The following is a 21,340-nucleotide window of genomic DNA, read 5'->3' as shown; positions in this document are numbered from 1 at the left end:
AGATGAATAGCCAGCTAAAAGAGCTTTGTGAACTCGATCAATTAATTCTCTCTAAGCTTGAATTTAGTGAAATTAATGCTGAAGAAATAACGCTGCTTGTCGATAACAGAGAACAGTTATTGCAAAACGTGCTTCAAATAATCGACTCACACCCCGACGTTAAGCAAAGTTCTGAATGGTTTGAAGCCATTATCAGAACCAGAAAATTAGTCGAATTGATGCAGTCTGAGACGAGTCGAGTAGGTAAGGCCCTACACAAATATCGTCACGGTGCTAAATCAGTTCAACAATACAAAAAGTTTTTATAGAAGAGGTTTACTATGCGCGGTTCTTTACAGGCATATAAAAAGGTATCAGTGGATAGTCAGCTAACGGCTGCCTCACCGCATAAGATTGTACAGATGCTAATGGCAGGTGCTATCGAGCGTTTGATTCAAGGTAAAGCGGCAATGCAAGCGGGTAACATCCCGGTGAAAGGTGAGCGACTTGGTAAGGCTCTAGATATCATTATTAGCCTACGCAGTTGCCTATCTATGGACGATGGTGGCGATATTGCGAAAAACCTAGATCAACTTTATGAGTTCATGATCACGCAAATTTCTGCGGCAAATCACAAAAATGACCCACAGCCTATTGATGATGTTATCGATATTATTCGCGAAATTAAGAGCGCTTGGGACCAAATTCCGAACGAATATCACAACTTGACGTCTGCTGACGTAGGTATTTAAAGAAAAATTGCAGTTTTAACCAATCTCATATCCCTTAATTGGTTGGTTGCCTTATTTTTTTAATCAAATAAAATAGAAGCCATTAGATAGCCTAATGGCTTTTTTCGTTGCTGATTTCCTAAATTTGTCCACGTAGACCATAATCATTGATACTTTTCATTGTTTTATAGACTACGTAGCTCACCGTTTTTCCGCATCGCACCAAAATAAAGGCAATAATTCCTACTTATGCAAGGTTTGGCAAAACTGCTTGTCGTCGACGATAGCGCTCAAGATCGTCACAATTTAAGCACAATATTAGAGTTTGTAGGAGAGAGCTGCGAAGTAATCAGCTCTGAACAAGCACGTAAAGTTGACTGGTCACTACAGTGGGCCGGCTGCATTATTGGTACCATTAAAGGTAAAGGCTTCAACGCATTACTGAATGAAAAGCTTGTTCACGCCAATCACATCCCTTTACTGGTGATTGGCAAAAACAATCACCCGGTTGACGAGTTGACTAACTATGTTGGTGAGCTTGAACTTCCTCTTAACTACCCTCAATTAAGTGATGCATTAAGACACTGTAAAGACTTCTTAGGTCGCAAAGGTGTTCAAGTGGTGTCTTCGGCACGCAAGAACACTCTATTTCGTAGCCTAGTAGGACAAAGTGCTGGCATTCAAGAAGTACGTCACTTAATTGAACAAGTCTCTTCTACGGAAGCGAACGTGCTGATTCTTGGTGAATCTGGTACCGGTAAAGAAGTTGTAGCGCGTAATATTCACTATCACTCTAAACGTCGTACTGGGCCTTTCGTGCCGGTAAACTGTGGTGCTATCCCACCAGATTTACTTGAGAGTGAATTGTTTGGTCATGAGAAGGGCGCGTTTACTGGTGCGATTACCGCACGTAAAGGTCGTTTTGAATTGGCTGAGGGTGGCACACTGTTTCTTGATGAAATTGGCGATATGCCAATGGCGATGCAAGTTAAGTTGTTGCGTGTACTGCAAGAGCGATGCTTTGAACGCGTCGGTGGTAACAGCACCATACAAGCTGATGTTCGTGTGATTGCGGCAACCCACCGCAACCTTGAAGATATGATCGATGATGATTTGTTCCGTGAAGATCTTTACTACCGCTTGAACGTATTCCCAATCGAAATGCCGGCGCTTCAGGACCGTAAAGAAGATATTCCACTGTTGCTTCAAGAGTTGATGACTCGAATGGAAGCGGAAGGCAGCATGCCTATCTGCTTTACCGCTCGTGCGATTAACTCTCTAATGGAGCACTACTGGCCAGGTAACGTTCGTGAATTAGCGAACCTGGTTGAGCGAATGGTTATCCTGTATCCAAACAGCTTGGTTGATGTGAATCACCTTCCAACTAAATATCGATACAGCGATATTCCTGAGTTCCAGCCTGAGTTTAATAGCTTTGTATCTGAAGAAGAGCAAGAGCGTGATGCACTTTCCGACTTGTTCGCAGAAGATTTCAGCTTTGATCAGCAAGATGAACTTGCTGACAACGCCAATGCACCTCAAGAGTTACCGCCAGAAGGGGTTAACCTGAAAGAGTTACTCGCGGATATGGAAGTGAATATGATCAATCAAGCCTTGGAAGCGCAAGGAGGCATTGTTGCCCGTGCTGCTGACATGCTTGGAATGCGCAGAACCACTCTGGTTGAAAAAATGCGTAAATATAACTTGCAGCGATAGTGTCCAGTTTTAGATGAAAACGAAAAACTAGCACACACTTTTTAGCTATTTGGCAATTCTAGCTAAGTGAACAGATAAACCATAGTCGAGTTGTTGCTTGCTTAACTATGTGATAAATATAGCAAATAGCCTGACTCGTGTTATACGTCTCAGGCTGTTTTAGTATTTGAGGCAAATTTTTGACATGCACGTATCGAATGAACCAGAAAATCAATCACACCTAGATTCTGTTGAGCAGCAGGTTGAACGCTATAAGCAAGTACTCGATGTAATGCCTGCAGGGGTTATCTTGTTAGATACTCATGGCGAAGTGAGAGAAGCGAACCCTGAAGCGCACCGTATCCTTGGGGTTGAGTTGGTTGGTGAGAAGTGGTTTTCAGTGATTCAAAGTGCCTTCGACCCAAAAGACGATGATGGTCATGAGATCTCATTAAAGAACGGTCGAAAGGTACGTTTGGCCATTTCAGCCTCTACTACAGGTCAGCTAATTTTGATTACTGACCTGACAGAAACTCGTCTATTGCAGTCTCGAGTGAGTGATCTTCAACGCTTGTCTTCGTTAGGTCGAATGGTGGCTTCGCTTGCTCATCAGGTTCGTACGCCGTTATCTAGTGCGATGCTGTATGCATCAAACCTTGCCGCGCCGAATCTGCCGCCGGCAACAAAAACGCGTTTTCAATCTAAGCTTATGGATAGATTGCATGACTTAGAGAAGCAAGTGAATGACATGTTGTTGTTTGCCAAAGGTGGCGATAATAAGGTGGTGAAACCTTTTACCGTGGCTGAATTGATTACCGAATTTCACCCTATGGTGGAAGCGGCATTGAAAACCAGTCAGATTGATTATTGCCAGGAAGTTGAGGGCGAACAGACTCAAATGTTTGGCAACGCCAACGCCATCGCTTCAGCGTTAAGTAACTTGGTTTTGAACGCGGTTCAAATAGCGGGTAAAGAATCGCAGATTGATGTTTTTTTTAGACCCGTAAACGGCGAGCTTAAGATATCAGTGCAAGACAGTGGGCCGGGCGTACCGAAAGAGCTTCAAGGTAAAATCATGGAACCCTTCTTTACCACTCGTTCGCAAGGTACAGGTCTAGGCTTAGCGGTTGTACAAATGGTATGTCGTGCACATGAAGGCCGACTTGAATTGATATCAGAAGAAGGGGACGGCGCATGCTTTACCATGTGCTTGCCGCTGGAAAGAAGTGCTTCTTCTGAAAACGAATAAGTTTTAACTGAATTTACACTGGAGAATCCTATGGCTCAAAGCAAAGTGTTAATCGTCGAAGATGATGAAGGTCTACGCGAAGCCCTTGTCGACACGCTCGCGCTTGCTGGCTATGAATGGCTGGAAGCGGATTGTGCGGAAGATGCTCTGGTCAAATTAAAGTCTAACTCCGTTGATATTGTCGTATCTGATGTTCAGATGGCAGGCATGGGTGGTTTGGCACTATTGAGAAATATCAAGCAGCATTGGCCAAATTTGCCTGTGCTGTTGATGACAGCTTATGCCAACATCGAAGATGCCGTTGCTGCAATGAAAGAGGGCGCCATAGACTATATGGCAAAGCCATTTGCGCCTGAAGTTCTGCTAAATATGGTGAGCCGTTATGCTCCCGTAAAATCGGATGATAATGGCGACGCTATCGTTGCCGATGAGAAAAGCATCAAGTTAATGATGTTGGCTGATAAGGTGGCTAAAACCGATGCCAACGTCATGGTATTAGGCCCAAGTGGTTCTGGTAAAGAAGTGATGTCTCGTTACATTCACAATGCCTCTAGCCGAAAAGATGGCCCGTTTGTCGCGATTAACTGCGCGGCGATCCCAGACAACATGTTAGAAGCGACGCTGTTTGGTTATGAAAAAGGCGCATTTACTGGCGCGATCCAAGCTTGCCCAGGGAAATTCGAGCAAGCGCAGGGCGGCACTATTTTGTTGGATGAGATCAGTGAAATGGATCTTAGCCTACAAGCCAAACTACTGCGTGTATTGCAAGAACGCGAAGTTGAGCGGTTAGGTAGCCGCAAGAGCATCAAATTAGACGTCCGCGTATTAGCGACCAGTAACCGTGATCTAAAACAGTATGTTTCTGAAGGGAACTTTCGTGAAGATTTATACTATCGCCTGAATGTATTCCCAATTTCTTGGCCTCCGCTTTGCGAGCGTAAAGGTGATATTGAGCCTTTGGCCAAGCACTTAGTTGAGCGCCACTGCACCAAGCTTGGTATGCCAGTGCCAGTGATGTCGGCACAAGCGATCAGCAAACTCGTCAATTATCCGTGGCCGGGAAATGTTCGTGAATTAGACAACGTGGTACAGCGTGCGTTAATATTGAGCGAACAAGAGAACATCTCTGGCGAGCACATCCTTCTTGAAGGTGTTGATTGGCAAGACGCAAGCAGCCTACAACAAATCGTCGAAGGCAGTGATGTTGCTGCGCCAGAAATCAAGCCTATTGCCGAAGCAAACCCAATTAATAAAATCGCGGCTAGCAGCGAGGGGTTAGGTAATGAGCTTAGAGATCAAGAGTATGCGATCATTCTTGAAACCCTGATAGCATGTAATGGCCGACGCAAAGATATGGCTGAAAAACTGGGGATTAGCCCTCGTACATTGCGTTACAAGCTGGCGAAAATGCGCGATGCTGGAATAGATATCCCAAACTGAGGATAGATTAGTAGTGTCAGCTTTCTGACTAGTGTAATACGATATCTAGTCAATTTAATGTGTGGCACGCTAATTGCTCTGTCAATAATACAGCTAAATAGATGGTCATAATTTTGACTCCTGAGGTAGTAGATGAGAATAGATGGTTTACAAGGCGAAATGCAGGCGATGATGGTCGAAGCTGCCAGCGCGCGTCCCGCAGCAACGGGGCAAGCGGTCGGTGCAGATTTTGGCAACATGCTGACTAATGCCATCAATAATGTGAACTCATTACAAAAGACCTCTGGTGATCTTCAAGCTCGTTTTGATAGTGGCGACCAAAGCGTATCCCTATCGGACGTGATGATTGCTCGTAATAAATCTAGCGTGGCTTTTGAGGCGACGATCCAAATTAGAAATAAATTGGTTGAATCGTACAAAGAGCTGATGAATATGCCGGTATAAGTTGGGTAGTTAAATAGTGGCAGATAATAGTCAAACAACAGATTTAACCGTAAGCGATAGCAACGACCACGCACTTATTGCAGGCTCTGAGCTAGACGGAGAAGGGCAAAATCCCGATCTAGGTGAACGCAGTTCATCGAAGTTCGATATGGCTGTCGGTGATCTCGATTTACTCCGTCAGGTCGTATTAGTCCTTTCTATCTCTATCTGTGTAGCGCTGATTGTGATGCTGTTTTTCTGGGTGAAAGAGCCAGAAATGCGTCCACTAGGGGCTTACGAAACAGAAGAATTGATCCCCGTTCTTGATTACTTGGATCTGCAAAAGATCGAGTACACGCTTGAAGGCAATACCATCTCAGTACCGGCGAGTGAGTACAACTCATTGAAGCTTAATATGGTACGAGCGGGTTTGAACCAAGAGCGAAACGCGGGTGATGACATCCTCATGCAAGACATGGGCTTTGGTGTATCACAACGTTTAGAACAAGAACGCCTTAAATTAAGCCGTGAAAGACAGCTTGCCAAAGCGATTGAGCAGATGAAACAGGTGCGTAAAGCTCAGGTTTTACTGGCGTTGCCGAAGCAAAGCGTGTTTGTGCGTCACAATCAAGAAGCCTCCGCTTCCGTATTCCTAACCCTTAAAACGGGCAACAATCTTAAGCAACAAGAAGTCGATTCTGTTGTTGATATGGTCGCTAGTGCCGTTCCGGGAATGAAAACCTCACGTATTACGGTAACCGATCAGCATGGTCGATTGTTGAGCTCAGGCTCTCAAGACCCAATGTCTGCAGCGCGTCGTAAAGAACACGAGTTAGAGCGCAATCAAGAACAGGCTCTACGTGAAAAAATTGATTCTATTCTGATTCCTATTCTTGGGTTTGGTAACTATACCGCTCAGGTTGATATTCAGCTCGACTTCAGTGCAGTGGAACAAACCCGAAAGCGTTTTGATCCGAATACACCTGCGACTCGAAGTGAATACACCTTAGAAGATTACAACAACGGTAATACTGTGGCGGGTATTCCTGGAGCTTTGAGTAATCAGCCACCTGCTGATGCCTCAATCCCACAAGATGTTGCTCAGATGAAAGACGGCGCAATGACGGGGCAAGGCTCGGTTCACAAAGAAGCGACCCGAAACTTTGAGTTAGACACCACCATCAGCCATGAACGTAAACAGAGTGGCACGGTCAATCGCCAGACGGTATCGGTAGCGATCAAAGACCGTCAATCGTTGAACCCAGATACGGGCGAAGTGGTTCATACTCCAATCCCTGCCAGCGAAATCAACGCGATTCGTCAGGTATTGATTGGTACTGTTGGATTTGATGAAAGCCGCGGTGATTTACTGAACGTGTTAAGCATGCAGTTCGCACCACAAGTGACAGATGTTGTGGCAGATGTGCCTATCTGGGAGCATCCAAACTTTAATGATTGGGTTCGTTGGTTTGCGAGTGCCTTGGTTATTATTGTGGTGGTATTGGTACTTGTTCGCCCTGCAATGAAGAAACTGCTTAATCCTGCAGCTGACAATGATGATCAAATGTACGGCCCTGATGGCATGCCAATTGGTGTCGACGGCGAAACCAGCTTAATTGGTGGTGATATTGAAGGTGGTGAGCTGTTTGAATTTGGTTCAAGCATTGACTTGCCAAACCTTCATAAAGACGAGGACGTGCTGAAAGCAGTACGTGCACTTGTAGCGAATGAACCAGAGCTAGCAGCTCAAGTAGTTAAGAATTGGATGGTAGATGGCTAACGAAATAGTTCCACAACAAACTGAAGGCGGTGAAGTGCTTGATGTCTCTAGCGTGGATATCGGCTCTATCTCAGGCGATGAGCGCGCTGCGATCTTGTTGCTCAGTTTAAACGAAGAAGACGCTGCTGGTATTATTCGTCACCTAGAGCCAAAGCAGGTTCAGCGTGTCGGTAGTGCGATGGCGCGAGCTACGGATTTATCTCAAGAGAAAGTCGGCGCAGTGCACCGTGCTTTCTTAGATGATATTCAGAAGTACACCAACATTGGTATGGGCAGCGAAGACTTTATGCGTAACGCATTGGTGGCTGCTCTGGGTGAAGACAAGGCGAATAACCTTGTCGATCAAATCCTTCTCGGCACAGGTTCGAAAGGTTTGGATTCGCTTAAGTGGATGGATCCTCGTCAGGTGGCGAGTATCATCATCAACGAACACCCTCAAATTCAAACGATTGTTTTGTCGTATCTCGATGCCGATCAATCGGCTGAGATTCTGTCACAGTTCCCAGAGCGTGTTCGTCTGGATCTAATGATGCGTATTGCGAACCTTGAAGAAGTTCAACCGTCAGCTCTTGCTGAACTGAACGAAATCATGGAGAAACAGTTTGCGGGTCAAGCGGGTGCTCAAGCTGCCAAAATTGGTGGCCTGAAAGCTGCGGCTGAGATCATGAACTACATGGACAACAACGTAGAAGGTGTCTTGATGGATCAAATCCGAGATCAAGACGAAGACATGGCAACCCAGATTCAAGATCTTATGTTTGTCTTTGAAAACCTAATTGAAGTTGATGACCAAGGTGTTCAGCGACTGCTGCGTGATGTTCCACAAGACATTCTACAGAAAGCGCTTAAAGGTGCTGATGATGGTCTACGCGAGAAGATCTTCAAGAATATGTCTAAACGTGCTGCCGATATGATGAGAGACGATATTGAGGCGATGCCGCCAGTGAAAGTCTCTGATGTGGAAGCGGCTCAGAAAGAGATATTGGGTATTGCGAGGAAGATGGCAGACAGTGGCGAGATTATGCTGTCTGGTGGCGCCGACGAGTTCCTTTAATACAGAAACCTCAAAAGCCCCACACTGTTGGGGCTTTTCTTTATCCAATCTCGAACCACAGATTAACTCCGTTTAACTGTTTGAATTTACAATGCAGTTGGATGCACTCATAGATAGGTACTGATATGTCAGGTGATAGAAAACGCGGCTTCCTTCGCCCTGAAGAAGATAATACGGTTGCCCAACCTCAGAAATGGGGGCTACCTGACTATACCTCTGATGTGAACAAACAAGCCAAAGAAACGGCCTTTAACTACGATCCTGGTTGGATGCCAACGGTTGAAGAAGCCATTGAAGATGAAGAGCTGGTTCTAACTGAAGAGCAGATCGAGCTGATCAAACAAGGTGCTTATCAGGAAGGCCTTCATCAAGGGCAAGAGGCTGGTTTTAAACAAGGTTACGAAAAAGGCAAAGAAGAAGGGTTTGCCGCTGGCCATGAAGAAGGCAATCAAGCTGGTAAGCTTGAAGGCGTGACCGCTGGCCAAGAGTACATTCAGCAACAAGTGGCCATCTTTATGGGGCTTGCCAACCAGTTTGCTCAGCCACTAGAGCTGATGAATGCTCAGGTTGAGAAGCAGCTGGTAGACATGGTACTGACCATGGTCAAAGAAGTGGTTCATGTTGAAGTGCAAACCAATCCACAAATCATATTAGATACCGTCAAAGAGTCGGTAGAGTCCCTGCCAATTTCTGGTCATGCAATTACATTGAAGCTTAACCCGGAAGATGTGGCGATCATTCGCTCTGCATATGGTGAAACAGAATTGGACTGCCGTAATTGGACGTTAGTTGCGGAGCCCGCACTTAATCGTGGTGATGTACAAATCGAAGCGGGTGAGTCGAGCGTTAACTACCGCATGGAAGATCGCGTGAAAAACGTCATTCAAAACTTCTGCGGCGCAAACCGTCACCAAGGTCATGAGTAATGCTTGAGTTAGCGAACCGTCTCAGTCAGTACAAAGTCGAAGGGCTAAAATCGCGACCAATTGCATCTGGTAAGTTAGTCCGTGTTGTTGGCTTAACGCTTGAAGCGACTGGCTGTAAAGCACCAATCGGCAGTTTGTGTTTAGTTGAAACTATGTCTGGTCAGATGGAAGCCGAAGTTGTCGGTTTCTCTGGCGATAATCTATTCTTGATGCCGAGCGAACAAATCACCGGGATCTTACCTGGCGCTCGCGTCACGCCAATGACCACCGAAAGTGGTATCCCTGTAGGAATGGAACTGCTTGGTCGAGTGATCGACGGCGTCGGTAATCCACTCGACGGCCTAGGTCCAATCTATACCGAGCAACGTGCTTCATTCAATGCTGAGCCAATCAACCCGTTAGCACGCAAACCGATTTCTGAACCCCTTGATGTTGGATTAAAAGCCATTAATGGATTGTTAACCGTGGGTAAAGGACAGCGTATCGGTCTGTTCGCAGGTTCTGGTGTCGGTAAATCCGTAACTCTGGGCATGATGACTCGAGGCACAACTGCGCAAGTAGTGGTCGTAGGCCTAATCGGTGAGCGTGGACGAGAAGTTAAAGAATTTATTGAAGAGATTCTTGGAGAGGATGGTCGTAAGCGATCTGTAGTGGTCGCGGCTCCTGCTGATTCATCGCCATTGATGCGACTGAAAGGCTGCCAAACCGCACTGGCCGTCGCCGAGTATTTCCGAGACCAAGGCTTAGATGTTCTGTTGTTGATGGACTCATTGACCCGTTTTGCTCAGGCTCAACGTGAAATTGCTCTGTCTGTGGGTGAGCCGCCAGCAACCAAAGGTTATCCGCCATCAGTATTCGCCAAGCTTCCTGCGCTGGTGGAACGTGCGGGTAACGGCAACGATGAACAAGGCTCTATCACGGCTTTCTTTACCGTGTTAACCGAAGGCGATGACTTACAAGATCCGATTGCGGATGCGTCGCGAGCGATTCTCGATGGTCACGTTGTATTGTCGCGTGAGATGGCCGATGCGGGTCATTACCCTGCGATCGATGTCGAGAAATCCGTCAGTCGTGTTATGCCGCAAATTACCACTGAAGAACATGTTTTGATGTCGAAAGCGGTAAGGCAAGTGCTGTCTATTTGTCGTAAAAACCAAGATTTGGTTTCGATTGGTGCTTATAAGCCAGGAACTGACCCTGCAATTGATAGTGCCTTCACTTTGAAGCCGAAATTGGACGAATACTTGCAACAGAAGATGAAAGAAACTGTCCCGTACGACATGTGTGTCAACATGTTGAAGCATGTATTGGGTGGCTAACGAGTGAATAAGGTTAGTCATGGATAACGCATTAGAATTTTTGCTCGATCAAGCTAAAGATCAAGAGAACCAAGCCGTACTTGCGCTTAACAAAGCGAACTCTGAGCTGCAAGGTTACTATGAGCAGGTTGCGCAGATTGAAAAGTATCGACTTGATTACTGCCAGCAGCTTGTCGACCGTGGTAAGGCTGGCTTAACGGCGAGTCAATATGGTCACTTGAATCGTTTCTTAACCCAGTTAGATGAAACATTATCCAAGCAGCGAGAAGCCGAGCACCACTTTAAAAATCAAGTCGACAATTGCCAAAACTACTGGATGGAGTTACGAAAAAAACGTAAATCCTACGAGTGGTTGATGGAGAAAAAGCAAAAAGAAAAAGCAAAGTTGCAAGACCTAAGAGATCAAAAGCAAATGGATGAGTTCTCGACGCTGTTATACAGCCGAAAAAAGATGTGATCCTAAGCCACGAATGACGCAGGTGCTGTTCTCGATATTGTGAGAACAGAACTTATAGGCATGTTTCTTGCTCCGTTTTATATAAAATTGCGCGTTATGCCCACCAAAGGCATAAAAAGCACCCGACTTTCTTTTTGTTGCCTGATTCATGGCAGCAAAGCTAGTAGATAGAGCTTGTATATATGAATGTTAGTCTTTCCTCAAATTCAGCGGCCAACAAAACGTCATCGTTGTTGGACACCGGTTCTGCCTCTTCCAAGGTAGAAGAAACCGGAGACTCTAAAGGTTTCTTTGAATCCTTTAAGGAAGCGCTCGGCTTTGAAGAAAGTGACAGTAAAGCTGCAGTAAAAGACTCAGAAAGCACCACAAAATCTGATGCTAAACAGGCCTCTACCGAAGGTGAGGCGTCAGCTGAAGCGGATAAAGGTGATTCAGCCGAATCAAAGGCGACTGAGGAAGTGAGCGAAGCGCAAAGTAAGCAAGCAGCTTCAGGAGTAGAGGGTGACAAAGCCACAGATAAAACATCTACAGAGGCAGCGTCTGATTCCGCGGCTCAGCTCAAAGCCCATTCGAGCGCTGATAGCACTGTCGCTGATAACAATGTCGCAGATAAGGCGGTTGGTAAAGACGCGCAGGCTACGACTAACGATTCGAAAGAACAGGTTGCTCAACCCCAAGAGCAGGCTTCATCTGCGGTAGATGAGTCTAAGCAGGCATCGCAAGCAAGTGCCGCGATGAATGAAGGTAATAAGTTGCTTGGCCAGTTGGATGAGGCAAATAAAACGCTGAATCAGACTCCGAACGGCAAAGCCTTGCCACAACAGTCTCAGTTCAACCAAGCTCAAGGTAATATCCCAGGAGCTTCAGTTGCTGGTCTTTCAGTTGCAGGTGAAGCGGGTAAGCAAGTGAGCCAAGCCAATGCAGCGAATCAAGGTAGCGCTCTAGAAGTTGATTCTGAAATCGCTGTACTTACCGGAGGTAAGGGTGTTTCTCAGCTGACTGATGATGAAATCCGACAGTTGATGGATAAAGGCGTCACTCCAGAACAAATTGAAGCCAGTATGAGCCGAGAGCTGAGCCAAAAGAATGCAGCTAGTGCGGTTGCTGCCGATCAGAGTCAAGCATTGTCAGCCGCGGATATTGAACTGGCAAAGCAAGTAGATGCCCATACCAAAGCGCTAAACCAATTGAATGGACAAATCGAATCAGAGCAGTCTGTTGTCGATAGCTTGCTTCACAAGCAACAAAGTGGTGCTAAGTTGACGGTTGATGAGCAAGCCGCTTTGGCTAAAGCGACCTCTAACCTAGACCTGTTGAATCAACAGCTCGCAAACGTTCAACAACAAGCAACAGCTCTGCTAAGTCAAGCTCCGGCTGCGAACAGTGCGTCTGGTGAACCCGCTGCTATCGATTGGGATAATACGGATTCAAGCGAAACTAAAGCCTTAGCTGCGGCAGCATCAACAGCAGCTGTAGCGACGGCGGCACAACAAGTGTCAGCGCAGGCCGCTTCTCAATCAGCAAACAATGCTCTTACGGATAAGGCGGCAATGCTGCACGCCAATAATGCGCACGCGGCCCAACAGGCAGCGGCTCAACAAGCCAATCTTTCTTCACCTCAACAGCAAGCTGCGTTAGACCCTGCTTTAACTGCACAAGGGGTGGCGATGAATGCTGCGCCTGCCGCGACCAAAGCAGGTTCAACGGACATGTTACTTAAAGCCGGAGCTGGTGCAGCGGCACTGTCTGGTCTTGGAAAAGCGAGTGCTAAGGAAGATTCTAAAGATTCGCCCTTTGCTCAGCAGATCGCTTCTGCTGCGGGTGTTCAAGGCGCTGCCACCGCGGGTTCTGCGCCAACTCGAGCTGAAATTCAAGCTGCTCAACAAGCGCCTTTGCAGCTTACTAAAGAACTCGCGAACGAGCAGGTAGCGGAAAAAGTACAAATGATGATGTCTAAGAACCTTAAGAACTTGGACATCCGCCTCGACCCACCAGAGCTGGGTCAAATGAAAATTCGAATGACCATGAATAATGACGTGGCAAACGTGCACTTTACTGTGAGCAATCAGCAGGCGAGAGATGTGATTGAACAAACCTTACCTCGGTTGAGAGAGATGTTGGCTCAACAAGGGATGCAGCTTGCTGATTCGTCAGTTCAACAACAGAACTCTGGTCAGGGGCAGGAGAGGTACAACAGTGGTGAGCAACAATCCGGCGCTAACCGCACAAATGATGGTCAAGGTGACGAAAACCTTGATAGTGGCAGCAATCTTGAATTGAATGTCTCATCAAAGCGTGATGGAATTAGTTATTATGCCTAATATCAGGCTAAGAAGACTAAGTTAATAAAAACATCAGTTAATAGAAAGAACCGTTAGTTAATAGAAAGAACAGGAAGTTAGAGTAAGATATGGCCGAAGAACAAGATGCACCTAAAGGGAAGAGTAAGCTCCTCATCATCATTATAGCGGTAGTCGTTTTACTGCTTGGTATCGGTGGTGCTTTGTTCTTTTTCTTAGGCTCCGATGATAGTGCCTCTGAATCTCAGTCTCAGCCAGCCACTGCTATGGTCGCTGCAGAGCCAGTTATGTATGTTAATATTCCTCAGCCCTTCTTGTTCAATGTGACAGGTGATAAAAAAGATCGCCTAGTGCAGATAAAAGCACAGCTGATGGTACGAGGCAGCAAGAATGAAGACTTGGCTCGCTATCACTCTCCTCTTGTAGAAAGTACGCTACTAGCAACGTTCGCTTCGGCCACGGTCGATCAATTGCGCTCTCCAACCGGACGAGTTGAACTGCGAAACAAGGCGACTGAAGATATTAAAGCAAGTCTGGCTCAAGCTGTTGGCCAGCCTGTGATTGAAAAAGTGCTATTCACTGACTTCGTAATTCAATAGGTAATTTGTGACCGATTTATTAAGCCAAGACGAAATTGATGCGCTGTTACATGGCGTTGATGATGTTGAAGACGTAGAAGATGTCTTAGAAACCGAGAATGACAGTGCGGTCAATTTCGACTTCTCATCTCAAGATCGAATCGTCCGTGGTCGAATGCCGACCCTTGAACTTATTAACGAGCGCTTCGCACGTCATATGCGGATTAGCTTGTTTAATATGTTGCGTAAAACGGCTGAAGTGTCGATCAACGGCGTACAGATGATGAAGTTTGGTGAGTATCAAAACACATTGTATGTACCCACCAGTTTAAATATGGTGCGTTTCCGTCCGTTAAAAGGTACGGCGCTGATCACCATGGAAGCACGTCTTGTTTTTATTCTTGTAGAGAACTTTTTTGGTGGTGATGGTCGTTTCCACGCCAAGATTGAAGGCCGTGAATTTACGCCGACTGAAAGACGTATTATCCAGCTGCTGCTGAAAATTGTTTTTGAAGATTACAAAGAAGCTTGGTCTCCAGTGATGGGGGTTGAGTTTGAATACCTGGATTCTGAAGTGAACCCAAGTATGGCGAACATTGTGAGCCCAACAGAAGTGATCGTTGTGAGTTCGTTCCACATCGAGGTAGATGGCGGTGGTGGTGACTTCCACGTTGTGATGCCTTATTCAATGGTTGAACCGATCCGTGAACTGCTTGATGCGGGTGTTCAATCTGACAAAATGGAAACCGACGTTCGTTGGAGTACCGCACTGCGTGATGAAATCATGGATGTGCCGGTTAACTTTCGTGTGAACCTTCTAGAGCAAGATATTTCTCTGCGTGATTTGATGGAGCTGCGTCCCGGTGACGTCATTCCAATGAACATGCCTGAGCACGCAACGATGTTTGTCGAAGAACTGCCGACCTACCGTGTGAAAATGGGGCGTTCTGGTGAGAAGCTTGCGGTACAGATTTCTGAAAAAATTCAAAGACCCCATGTGGTTAAAACTGATCTCGCTTTTCTAGGCAAGGACTTAATGTCTGAACTAGAAAACAGCGATGATGACGAATAGAAAATAGATAAAAGTATAGGAATTGGTAATGGAACCTAGTGAAGATCAAAAGCTAGCAGACGAATGGGCTGCAGCACTTGGTGAAGATCCTTCAGCACCGTCAATTGATGTTGATGACGTGCTTGCGGCACCACTTGATGAGCTAACTGATTCATCATCTCCGATTTCTGAAGATGAGCGTCGTAAGCTGGATACCATCATGGATATTCCAGTGACTATCTCAATGGAAGTTGGCCGCTCTCAGATCAGTATCCGTAATTTACTTCAGTTGAACCAAGGTTCGGTCGTTGAGCTAGATAGAATTGCTGGTGAATCACTGGACGTCATGGTCAACGGTACCTTGATTGCTCATGGTGAAGTGGTTGTGGTGAACGACAAGTTTGGTATTCGTTTGACTGACGTTATTAGCCAAACAGAACGAATTAAGAAGCTGCGTTAATGAGCTTTTTGTCTCAAAGACTGGCGAGCTCTTCTCTCGGAATGACAAAGCTGTTAAGAGGGGGCTTGGGAGTAGGGCTATTAATTGTTCCCTCCATTGCCTTTGCTGCAACGCCGCCATCTCTCGATTTAGCGACCACTTTTGGGTCGCTAATTTTCGTTATCGCCTTCATCTTATTTATTGCTTGGCTACTCAAGCGCATGCAAGTGCCTGCAATGTCGAATCAGCAAGGCTTGGCGATTGTTAGGCAAATTCCTGTAGGTACTAAAGAACGCATCGCTATTGTTCAAGCGGGTGATGAGCAGTTCTTAGTCGGGATTACCACGCAATCTATTCAGCTAATTTCTAAGCTCGATAAACCTCTTACTCAGGAGATGCTGGAAAAAAGTACATTTTCAAGTCAGCTTTCCCAGCTAATAAAAAAAGATGCAAACAAGTAACGGACTTTTGAACTCATCTTACGTTTGCCAAAACGGAGCTTTCCGAATGGTTAAAGTGTTGTTGGTTCAGCTCACTCTTCTCTGCTCACTCGTATTCAGTATGTCGGTATTTGCACAGACTGAAGATGGCACCGTCATTCCGGCGAATACCGCTGGCTCAGAGTCGGTAACCATCAGCACGATGGAACAAGACCAAGCCAAATCGACAACCATGACCACGGGCAGCTTAACCGGCAATGGTGGCGGCATACCTGCCTTTACCATGACAACCAATGCTAATGGCGGTGAAGACTACTCGATAAACCTTCAGATCTTGGCGTTAATGACCATGCTTGGCTTCTTGCCAGCGATGGTGATTTTGATGACCTCGTTCACCCGTATTGTGGTGGTGATGTCTATTTTGCGTCAGGCGATGGGTTTACAACAAACACCGTCTAACCAAGTGATTATTGGTATCGCAATATTTTTGACCTTTTTCATTATGTCACCGGTAATCAATCAGGTTAACGAACAGGCGGTTCAACCTTATCTCAATGAACAGATATCGGCACGGCAGGCATTCGATGTTGCCCAAGGTCCGATCAAGTCTTTCATGCTCAAACAGACTCGAATCAAAGATCTTGAAACCTTTGTTGAGATCTCTGGTGCGGAAGTGACCAACCCTGAAGATGTTTCAATGGCGGTTCTGATTCCAGCGTTTATCACATCGGAATTAAAAACGGCTTTCCAGATAGGCTTTATGTTGTTCTTACCGTTCCTAATCATCGACTTGGTGGTGGCATCGGTATTGATGGCCATGGGTATGATGATGTTGTCACCGATGATTGTATCGCTGCCGTTTAAGTTGATGTTGTTTGTTCTTGTTGATGGCTGGAACTTGATCCTCTCCACACTCGCCGGCAGTTTTGCCTTGTAGCTGGGGGAATAATGAATCCTGAAATATTCGTAGAGTTGTTCCGAGATGCCCTTTGGATGGTACTCATCATGGTTTGCGCCATTATCATCCCGAGCCTGCTGATCGGTTTAGTCGTCGCTGTATTCCAAGCGGCGACCTCTATCAATGAACAAACACTGAGTTTCCTGCCGCGTTTGATAGTAACTTTGTTGGCGTTGATGCTATTTGCACACTGGATGACCCAGATGATGATGGAGTTCTTTTTCGAACTCATCGAACGCTTGCCGCAAGTTCTGTATTAGACCGATATGGAATACCCAACGAGCCTTGTACTAGAGTGGTTAGCCAATTATTTTTGGCCATACACTCGCATCTCAGCGATGCTGATGGTGATGACGGTAACAGGGGCACGCTTCGTGTCGCCGCGTATTCGTCTGTATTTAGGTTTGGCTATCACCTTTGCCGTGATGCCCGCAATTCCTGCTGTTCCCAAAGAGATCGAACTGCTCTCTTTCCAAGGGTTCTTAACGGTGTTTGAGCAAATCGTGATTGGTGTTGCCATGGGCTTTGTTACTCAGTTTATGATTCAGACCTTCGTCATGCTCGGCCAGATCTTGGGTATGCAATCTAGCTTGGGCTTTGCCTCAATGGTTGACCCCGCTAACGGACAGAATACGCCAGTACTTGGTCAGTTGTTCATGTTGCTTGCGACCATGTTTTTTTTGGCGACCGATGGTCACTTGAAAATGCTGCAGTTGGTGGTGTTCAGTTTTAAGACTTTGCCGATTGGCAGTGGCTCTCTGACTTCGGTCGATTTTCGAGAACTCGCGTTGTGGCTCGGTATCATGTTCAAAACGGCATTAGCAATGTCGTTGTCGGGCATTATCGCGCTACTAACGATTAACCTTTCTTTTGGTGTAATGACGCGTGCTGCACCTCAGTTAAACATCTTTTCTTTGGGTTTTGCATTTGCGCTACTCGTGGGTCTGTTACTTTGTTGGTACATCCTTGGCGGCTTGTATAGTCACTATGAGCTATTCTGGATGCAAGGCGAACAACAGATATGTCGTCTAATCCGGTTAGATTGCTAGGGGACTGAAATGGCAGAGTCAGACGGTCAAGAACGCACAGAAGACGCCACGCCCAAACGCTTGCAACAGGCCAAAGAAAAAGGGCAGGTTGCAAGGTCGAAAGAGCTAGCGTCGGCGTCGGTACTGATAGTAGGTGCGATTGCATTAATGTGGTTTGGCGAATCGATGGCGAAGGCGTTGTTCGAGGCTATGCAACGTCTGTTTTCTCTGAGCCGCGACGAGATTTTTGATACCAATAAACTCTTCGAAATTGCCGGTGGTGCACTGGTGAATTTGCTGTTTCCGCTGTTTTTGATCCTGATAACCTTATTCGTTGCAGCAGTCATTGGTGCGGCGGGTGTCGGTGGGATTAACTTTTCAATGCAAGCCGCGATGCCAAAGGCGTCTAAGCTCAATCCACTCAGTGGTATCAAGCGTATGTTTGGCCTACAAAGTTGGGTTGAACTTCTCAAATCTATTTTGAAAGTAGCTCTTGTATCAGGCATGGCCATTTATCTGATTCAGGCCTCTCAGCATGATTTAATGCAGCTGAGCATGGATGTTTATCCGCAGAATATCTTTCATGCTTTGGATATCTTGCTCAACTTTATTCTTTTAATCAGTTGCTCTCTGCTTATTGTGGTGGCGATTGATATCCCGTTCCAGATCTGGCAACACGCCGATCAATTGAAGATGACCAAACAAGAAGTCAAAGACGAATTCAAAGATACTGAAGGTAAGCCGGAAGTGAAAGGGCGAATTCGTATGCTTCAAAGGGAAGCGGCTCAACGTCGAATGATGGCTGATGTTCCTCAAGCGGATGTGATTGTGACCAACCCAGAGCACTTTTCCGTGGCATTGCGCTATAAGCAGAATCAAGATAAAGCGCCGATTGTGGTTGCCAAAGGTGTCGACCACATGGCGATGAAAATCCGAGAAATTGCGCGCGAAAACGACATCTATATTGTTCCAGCGCCACCATTGGCGAGGGCGCTTTATCACACCACTGAGCTAGAACAACAAATTCCTGACGGTCTGTTTACGGCAGTTGCGCAGGTACTTGCATATGTTTTCCAGCTTAAGCAGTACCGAAAACGAGGAGGGGAGAGGCCAAAACTGCAAGATTCTAATATGCCGATCCCACCTGATTTACGTCATTAGATCAATTGCTTGAGCTCTGCGTGATGAACCTTGATAATAGCGAGCTAGCTAATCTTCTTTTTATTGAGGTGATGGCGATAATTTGACGTGAGATGTTGGTACAGTGTTTGCTGTAGTAAGCCTGAACATTATAAGCCCATAGCAAAACAGCCCTGACTAAGATCTAATCCACTTCTTCAGAGAGCTACAACATAGCGAAACTGTCTAGATTTATGAAATTCTCCCTGCCTTTTGCGGACAAGCTACCTAAAATCCCTAACCGTGCCATGCCTGCGATTGGTGCGCCTGTTATGGTACTTGCCACGCTTGCTATGGTGGTGTTGCCCATTCCAGCTTTCTTGTTGGATATGTTCTTCACCTTTAATATTGCACTGTCTATGGTTGTGCTATTGGTTTCGGTTTATACCCGTAGGCCTTTAGACTTCGCTGCATTCCCGACCGTGCTGCTGATTGCGACTCTGCTTCGATTGGCCTTGAACGTTGCTTCAACACGTGTGGTATTGCTCCATGGCCATGAAGGTGGTGACGCTGCTGGTAACGTGATCGAAGCCTTCGGTAACGTGGTTATCGGTGGTAACTACGCTGTCGGTCTAGTGGTGTTCTTGATTCTGATGATCATCAACTTCATGGTTGTAACCAAAGGTGCGGGCCGTATCTCGGAAGTAAGCGCGCGTTTCACCTTGGATGCGTTACCGGGTAAACAGATGGCAATCGATGCCGACTTGAACGCAGGTTTGATCGACCAGGACCAGGCGCGTCTGCGACGTTTTGAAGTAACCAAAGAAGCCGACTTCTACGGTTCGATGGACGGTGCATCTAAGTTTGTTAAAGGCGATGCGATCGCTGGTATCTTAATCTTGTTCATCAACATCATTGGCGGTTTGAGCATTGGTATGGCTCAGTTTGACCTTGGTTTTGGTGAAGCAATCGAGATCTACACGCTACTGACTATCGGTGATGGTCTGGTTGCACAAATCCCGTCACTGCTCCTTTCTATAGCAGCTGCAATGATGGTAACGCGTCAAAATACTGATGAAGACATGGGGCAACAGCTCGTCTTCCAGATGTTCGACAATCCAAAAGCCTTGATGATCACCGCCGCTATCCTTGGCATCATGGGTATTGTTCCGGGTATGCCACATTTCTCATTCTTGAGCCTTGCTGTTATTGCGGGCGCGGGTGCGTATTACATCGATAAGAAAAACAAAAAGAAGGCGGAAGAACCTAATCTTCCGGCAACCGTTGAAGCGAATGGAGAAGTAGGCTCTCAGAAGGAGCTTTCTTGGGATGATGTTCAACCTGTCGATATTATTGGTTTAGAAGTGGGTTACCGTTTAATTCCTTTGGTTGACAGAGACCAAGGGGGCGAACTGCTTGAACGCGTTAAAGGTGTGCGTAAGAAGTTGTCTCAAGACTTTGGTTTCTTGATCCCAGCGGTACACATTCGCGATAACCTAGAGCTGACACCAAACAGCTACCGAATTACCCTGATGGGTGTCGCAGTAGGTGAAGCTGAGATCAAGCCTGACATGGAGCTCGCGATCAACCCGGGCCAAGTGTACGGTATGATCGATGGTGAGCCGACAATCGACCCTGCATTTGGATTAGAAGCGGTATGGATTCGTGAAGAGCAGCGTGAACACGCACAAGCTCTAGGTTATACCGTTGTCGATTCTTCTACAGTATTGGCGACACATCTTAGCCAACTGCTTACCAACAACGCATCACAGCTTATTGGTCACGAGGAAGTTCAGAACTTACTTGAGATGCTTAGCCGCTCAACACCTAAGCTGGTCGAAGGTTTTGTACCGGATCAATTGCAGTTGGGTGTGGTTGTGAAAGTGCTACAGAACCTATTGAATGAAGCTATTCCAATTCGTGACATTCGAACTATAGTCCAAACTTTGTCGGAGTATTCAGGTAAGAGTCAAGAACCTGACATACTTACTGCGGCGGTTCGTATCTCATTGAAACGATTAATTGTTCAAGAAATCAATGGTATAGAGCCAGAGTTGCCAGTGATAACCCTAATTCCTGAGCTGGAACAAATCTTGCATCAAACCATGCAGGCATCCGGCGGAGAATCTGCTGGTATTGAACCTGGTTTAGCCGAACGTTTACAGACCTCCCTCAGCCACGCTACGCAAGAGCAGGAGCTGAAAGGTGAACCAGCGGTGCTACTGACCTCTGGTGTGTTACGCTCGACTCTGGCTAAGTTCGTGAAAAACACGATCCCAAGCTTGAGAGTCTTGTCTTACCAAGAGATACCGGACGAAAAACAGATACGTATAGTACAAGCTGTTGGTAATTAAGCCGCCTAATTAGAACGGAC

General features: G+C 46.3%; 21 protein-coding genes. All 21 read left to right on the top strand.

Features of this window, described 5'->3' with window-relative positions:
• Window positions 1–2 precede the first annotated feature (2 nt).
• The 21 genes from CWO13_RS19890 to flhA all read left to right on the top strand — a co-directional run bounded on the left by CWO13_RS19890 (window position 3) and on the right by flhA (window position 21,320).
• Window positions 3–308 (top strand): flagellar protein FliT, encoded by a 306-nt coding sequence (locus tag CWO13_RS19890; RefSeq protein WP_048661524.1) that lies wholly within the window; start codon window positions 3–5, stop codon window positions 306–308.
• Between the two features lie 12 nt (window positions 309–320).
• On the top strand, window positions 321–731 hold the full coding sequence (gene fliS, locus CWO13_RS19885) for a flagellar export chaperone FliS (RefSeq protein ID WP_004736194.1): 411 nt from the start codon (window positions 321–323) through the stop codon (window positions 729–731).
• A 228-nt stretch (window positions 732–959) separates the two neighbouring features.
• A complete protein-coding gene (locus CWO13_RS19880) occupies window positions 960–2,426 on the top strand; it encodes a sigma-54 dependent transcriptional regulator (protein ID WP_048661523.1) in 1,467 nt (488 codons plus the stop codon).
• 184 nt (window positions 2,427–2,610) lie between these two features.
• Window positions 2,611–3,654, top strand: coding sequence for a sensor histidine kinase (locus CWO13_RS19875; protein ID WP_048661522.1), 1,044 nt, complete (start codon window positions 2,611–2,613; stop codon window positions 3,652–3,654).
• Between the two features lie 30 nt (window positions 3,655–3,684).
• On the top strand, window positions 3,685–5,094 hold the full coding sequence (locus CWO13_RS19870; protein ID WP_017060685.1) for a sigma-54-dependent transcriptional regulator: 1,410 nt from the start codon (window positions 3,685–3,687) through the stop codon (window positions 5,092–5,094).
• Between the two features lie 132 nt (window positions 5,095–5,226).
• Window positions 5,227–5,538 (top strand): flagellar hook-basal body complex protein FliE, encoded by a 312-nt coding sequence (gene fliE / locus CWO13_RS19865; protein WP_017060684.1) that lies wholly within the window; start codon window positions 5,227–5,229, stop codon window positions 5,536–5,538.
• 16 nt (window positions 5,539–5,554) lie between these two features.
• Window positions 5,555–7,297: a flagellar basal-body MS-ring/collar protein FliF gene (gene fliF / locus CWO13_RS19860; RefSeq protein ID WP_048664320.1), complete on the top strand. Its 1,743-nt coding sequence runs from the start codon at window positions 5,555–5,557 to the stop codon at window positions 7,295–7,297.
• Window positions 7,290–8,351 (top strand): flagellar motor switch protein FliG, encoded by a 1,062-nt coding sequence (fliG, locus tag CWO13_RS19855; RefSeq protein WP_048661520.1) that lies wholly within the window; start codon window positions 7,290–7,292, stop codon window positions 8,349–8,351. The genes fliF and fliG overlap by 8 nt, the downstream gene beginning before the upstream one ends.
• 125 nt (window positions 8,352–8,476) lie before the next feature.
• Complete coding sequence (gene fliH, locus CWO13_RS19850; RefSeq protein WP_048661519.1) at window positions 8,477–9,277, top strand: flagellar assembly protein FliH; 801 nt, start codon at window positions 8,477–8,479, stop codon at window positions 9,275–9,277.
• Complete coding sequence (gene fliI, locus CWO13_RS19845) at window positions 9,277–10,596, top strand: flagellar protein export ATPase FliI (protein WP_017060680.1); 1,320 nt, start codon at window positions 9,277–9,279, stop codon at window positions 10,594–10,596. Before fliH ends, fliI begins: the two co-directional genes overlap by 1 nt.
• Window positions 10,597–10,615: 19 nt before the next feature.
• Window positions 10,616–11,053 carry a flagellar export protein FliJ gene (fliJ, locus tag CWO13_RS19840; RefSeq protein WP_048661518.1) on the top strand — a complete coding sequence of 146 codons (438 nt, stop codon included), beginning with the start codon at window positions 10,616–10,618 and terminating at the stop codon, window positions 11,051–11,053.
• Window positions 11,054–11,235: 182 nt separating this feature from the next.
• Window positions 11,236–13,374, top strand: a complete 2,139-nt coding sequence (locus tag CWO13_RS19835; RefSeq protein ID WP_108083424.1) for a flagellar hook-length control protein FliK — start codon at window positions 11,236–11,238, stop codon at window positions 13,372–13,374.
• Window positions 13,375–13,463: 89 nt separating this feature from the next.
• Window positions 13,464–13,952, top strand: coding sequence for a flagellar basal body-associated protein FliL (gene fliL, locus CWO13_RS19830; RefSeq protein ID WP_048664313.1), 489 nt, complete (start codon window positions 13,464–13,466; stop codon window positions 13,950–13,952).
• A 7-nt stretch (window positions 13,953–13,959) separates the two neighbouring features.
• Window positions 13,960–15,003 (top strand): flagellar motor switch protein FliM, encoded by a 1,044-nt coding sequence (gene fliM / locus CWO13_RS19825; protein WP_048661515.1) that lies wholly within the window; start codon window positions 13,960–13,962, stop codon window positions 15,001–15,003.
• Window positions 15,004–15,031: 28 nt separating this feature from the next.
• The gene (gene fliN / locus CWO13_RS19820) at window positions 15,032–15,442 is read left to right on the top strand and encodes a flagellar motor switch protein FliN (RefSeq protein ID WP_004739851.1); all 411 of its coding nucleotides are present in this window, start codon (window positions 15,032–15,034) and stop codon (window positions 15,440–15,442) included.
• Window positions 15,442–15,882, top strand: coding sequence for a flagellar biosynthetic protein FliO (fliO, locus tag CWO13_RS19815; RefSeq protein WP_048664311.1), 441 nt, complete (start codon window positions 15,442–15,444; stop codon window positions 15,880–15,882). The genes fliN and fliO overlap by 1 nt, the downstream gene beginning before the upstream one ends.
• Complete coding sequence (fliP, locus tag CWO13_RS19810) at window positions 15,869–16,798, top strand: flagellar type III secretion system pore protein FliP (protein WP_170960824.1); 930 nt, start codon at window positions 15,869–15,871, stop codon at window positions 16,796–16,798. Before fliO ends, fliP begins: the two co-directional genes overlap by 14 nt.
• Window positions 16,799–16,809: 11 nt before the next feature.
• Complete coding sequence (gene fliQ, locus CWO13_RS19805) at window positions 16,810–17,079, top strand: flagellar biosynthesis protein FliQ (RefSeq protein ID WP_029235191.1); 270 nt, start codon at window positions 16,810–16,812, stop codon at window positions 17,077–17,079.
• Window positions 17,080–17,085: 6 nt separating this feature from the next.
• A complete protein-coding gene (fliR, locus tag CWO13_RS19800) occupies window positions 17,086–17,868 on the top strand; it encodes a flagellar biosynthetic protein FliR (protein WP_017060672.1) in 783 nt (260 codons plus the stop codon).
• Between the two features lie 9 nt (window positions 17,869–17,877).
• A complete protein-coding gene (flhB, locus tag CWO13_RS19795; protein ID WP_048661512.1) occupies window positions 17,878–19,008 on the top strand; it encodes a flagellar biosynthesis protein FlhB in 1,131 nt (376 codons plus the stop codon).
• Window positions 19,009–19,220: 212 nt separating this feature from the next.
• Entirely contained in the window at window positions 19,221–21,320 is a 2,100-nt protein-coding gene (flhA, locus tag CWO13_RS19790; RefSeq protein WP_048664306.1) for a flagellar biosynthesis protein FlhA, read from the top strand.
• Window positions 21,321–21,340: the final 20 nt, after the last annotated feature.

The organism is Vibrio sp. ZF 223 (genome assembly GCF_003050585.1).
Classification (GTDB): Bacteria; Pseudomonadota; Gammaproteobacteria; order Enterobacterales; family Vibrionaceae; genus Vibrio; species Vibrio crassostreae.
Note: the sequence above shows the minus strand (reverse complement) of the source record. Positions and strands in the feature narration are given on the sequence as shown.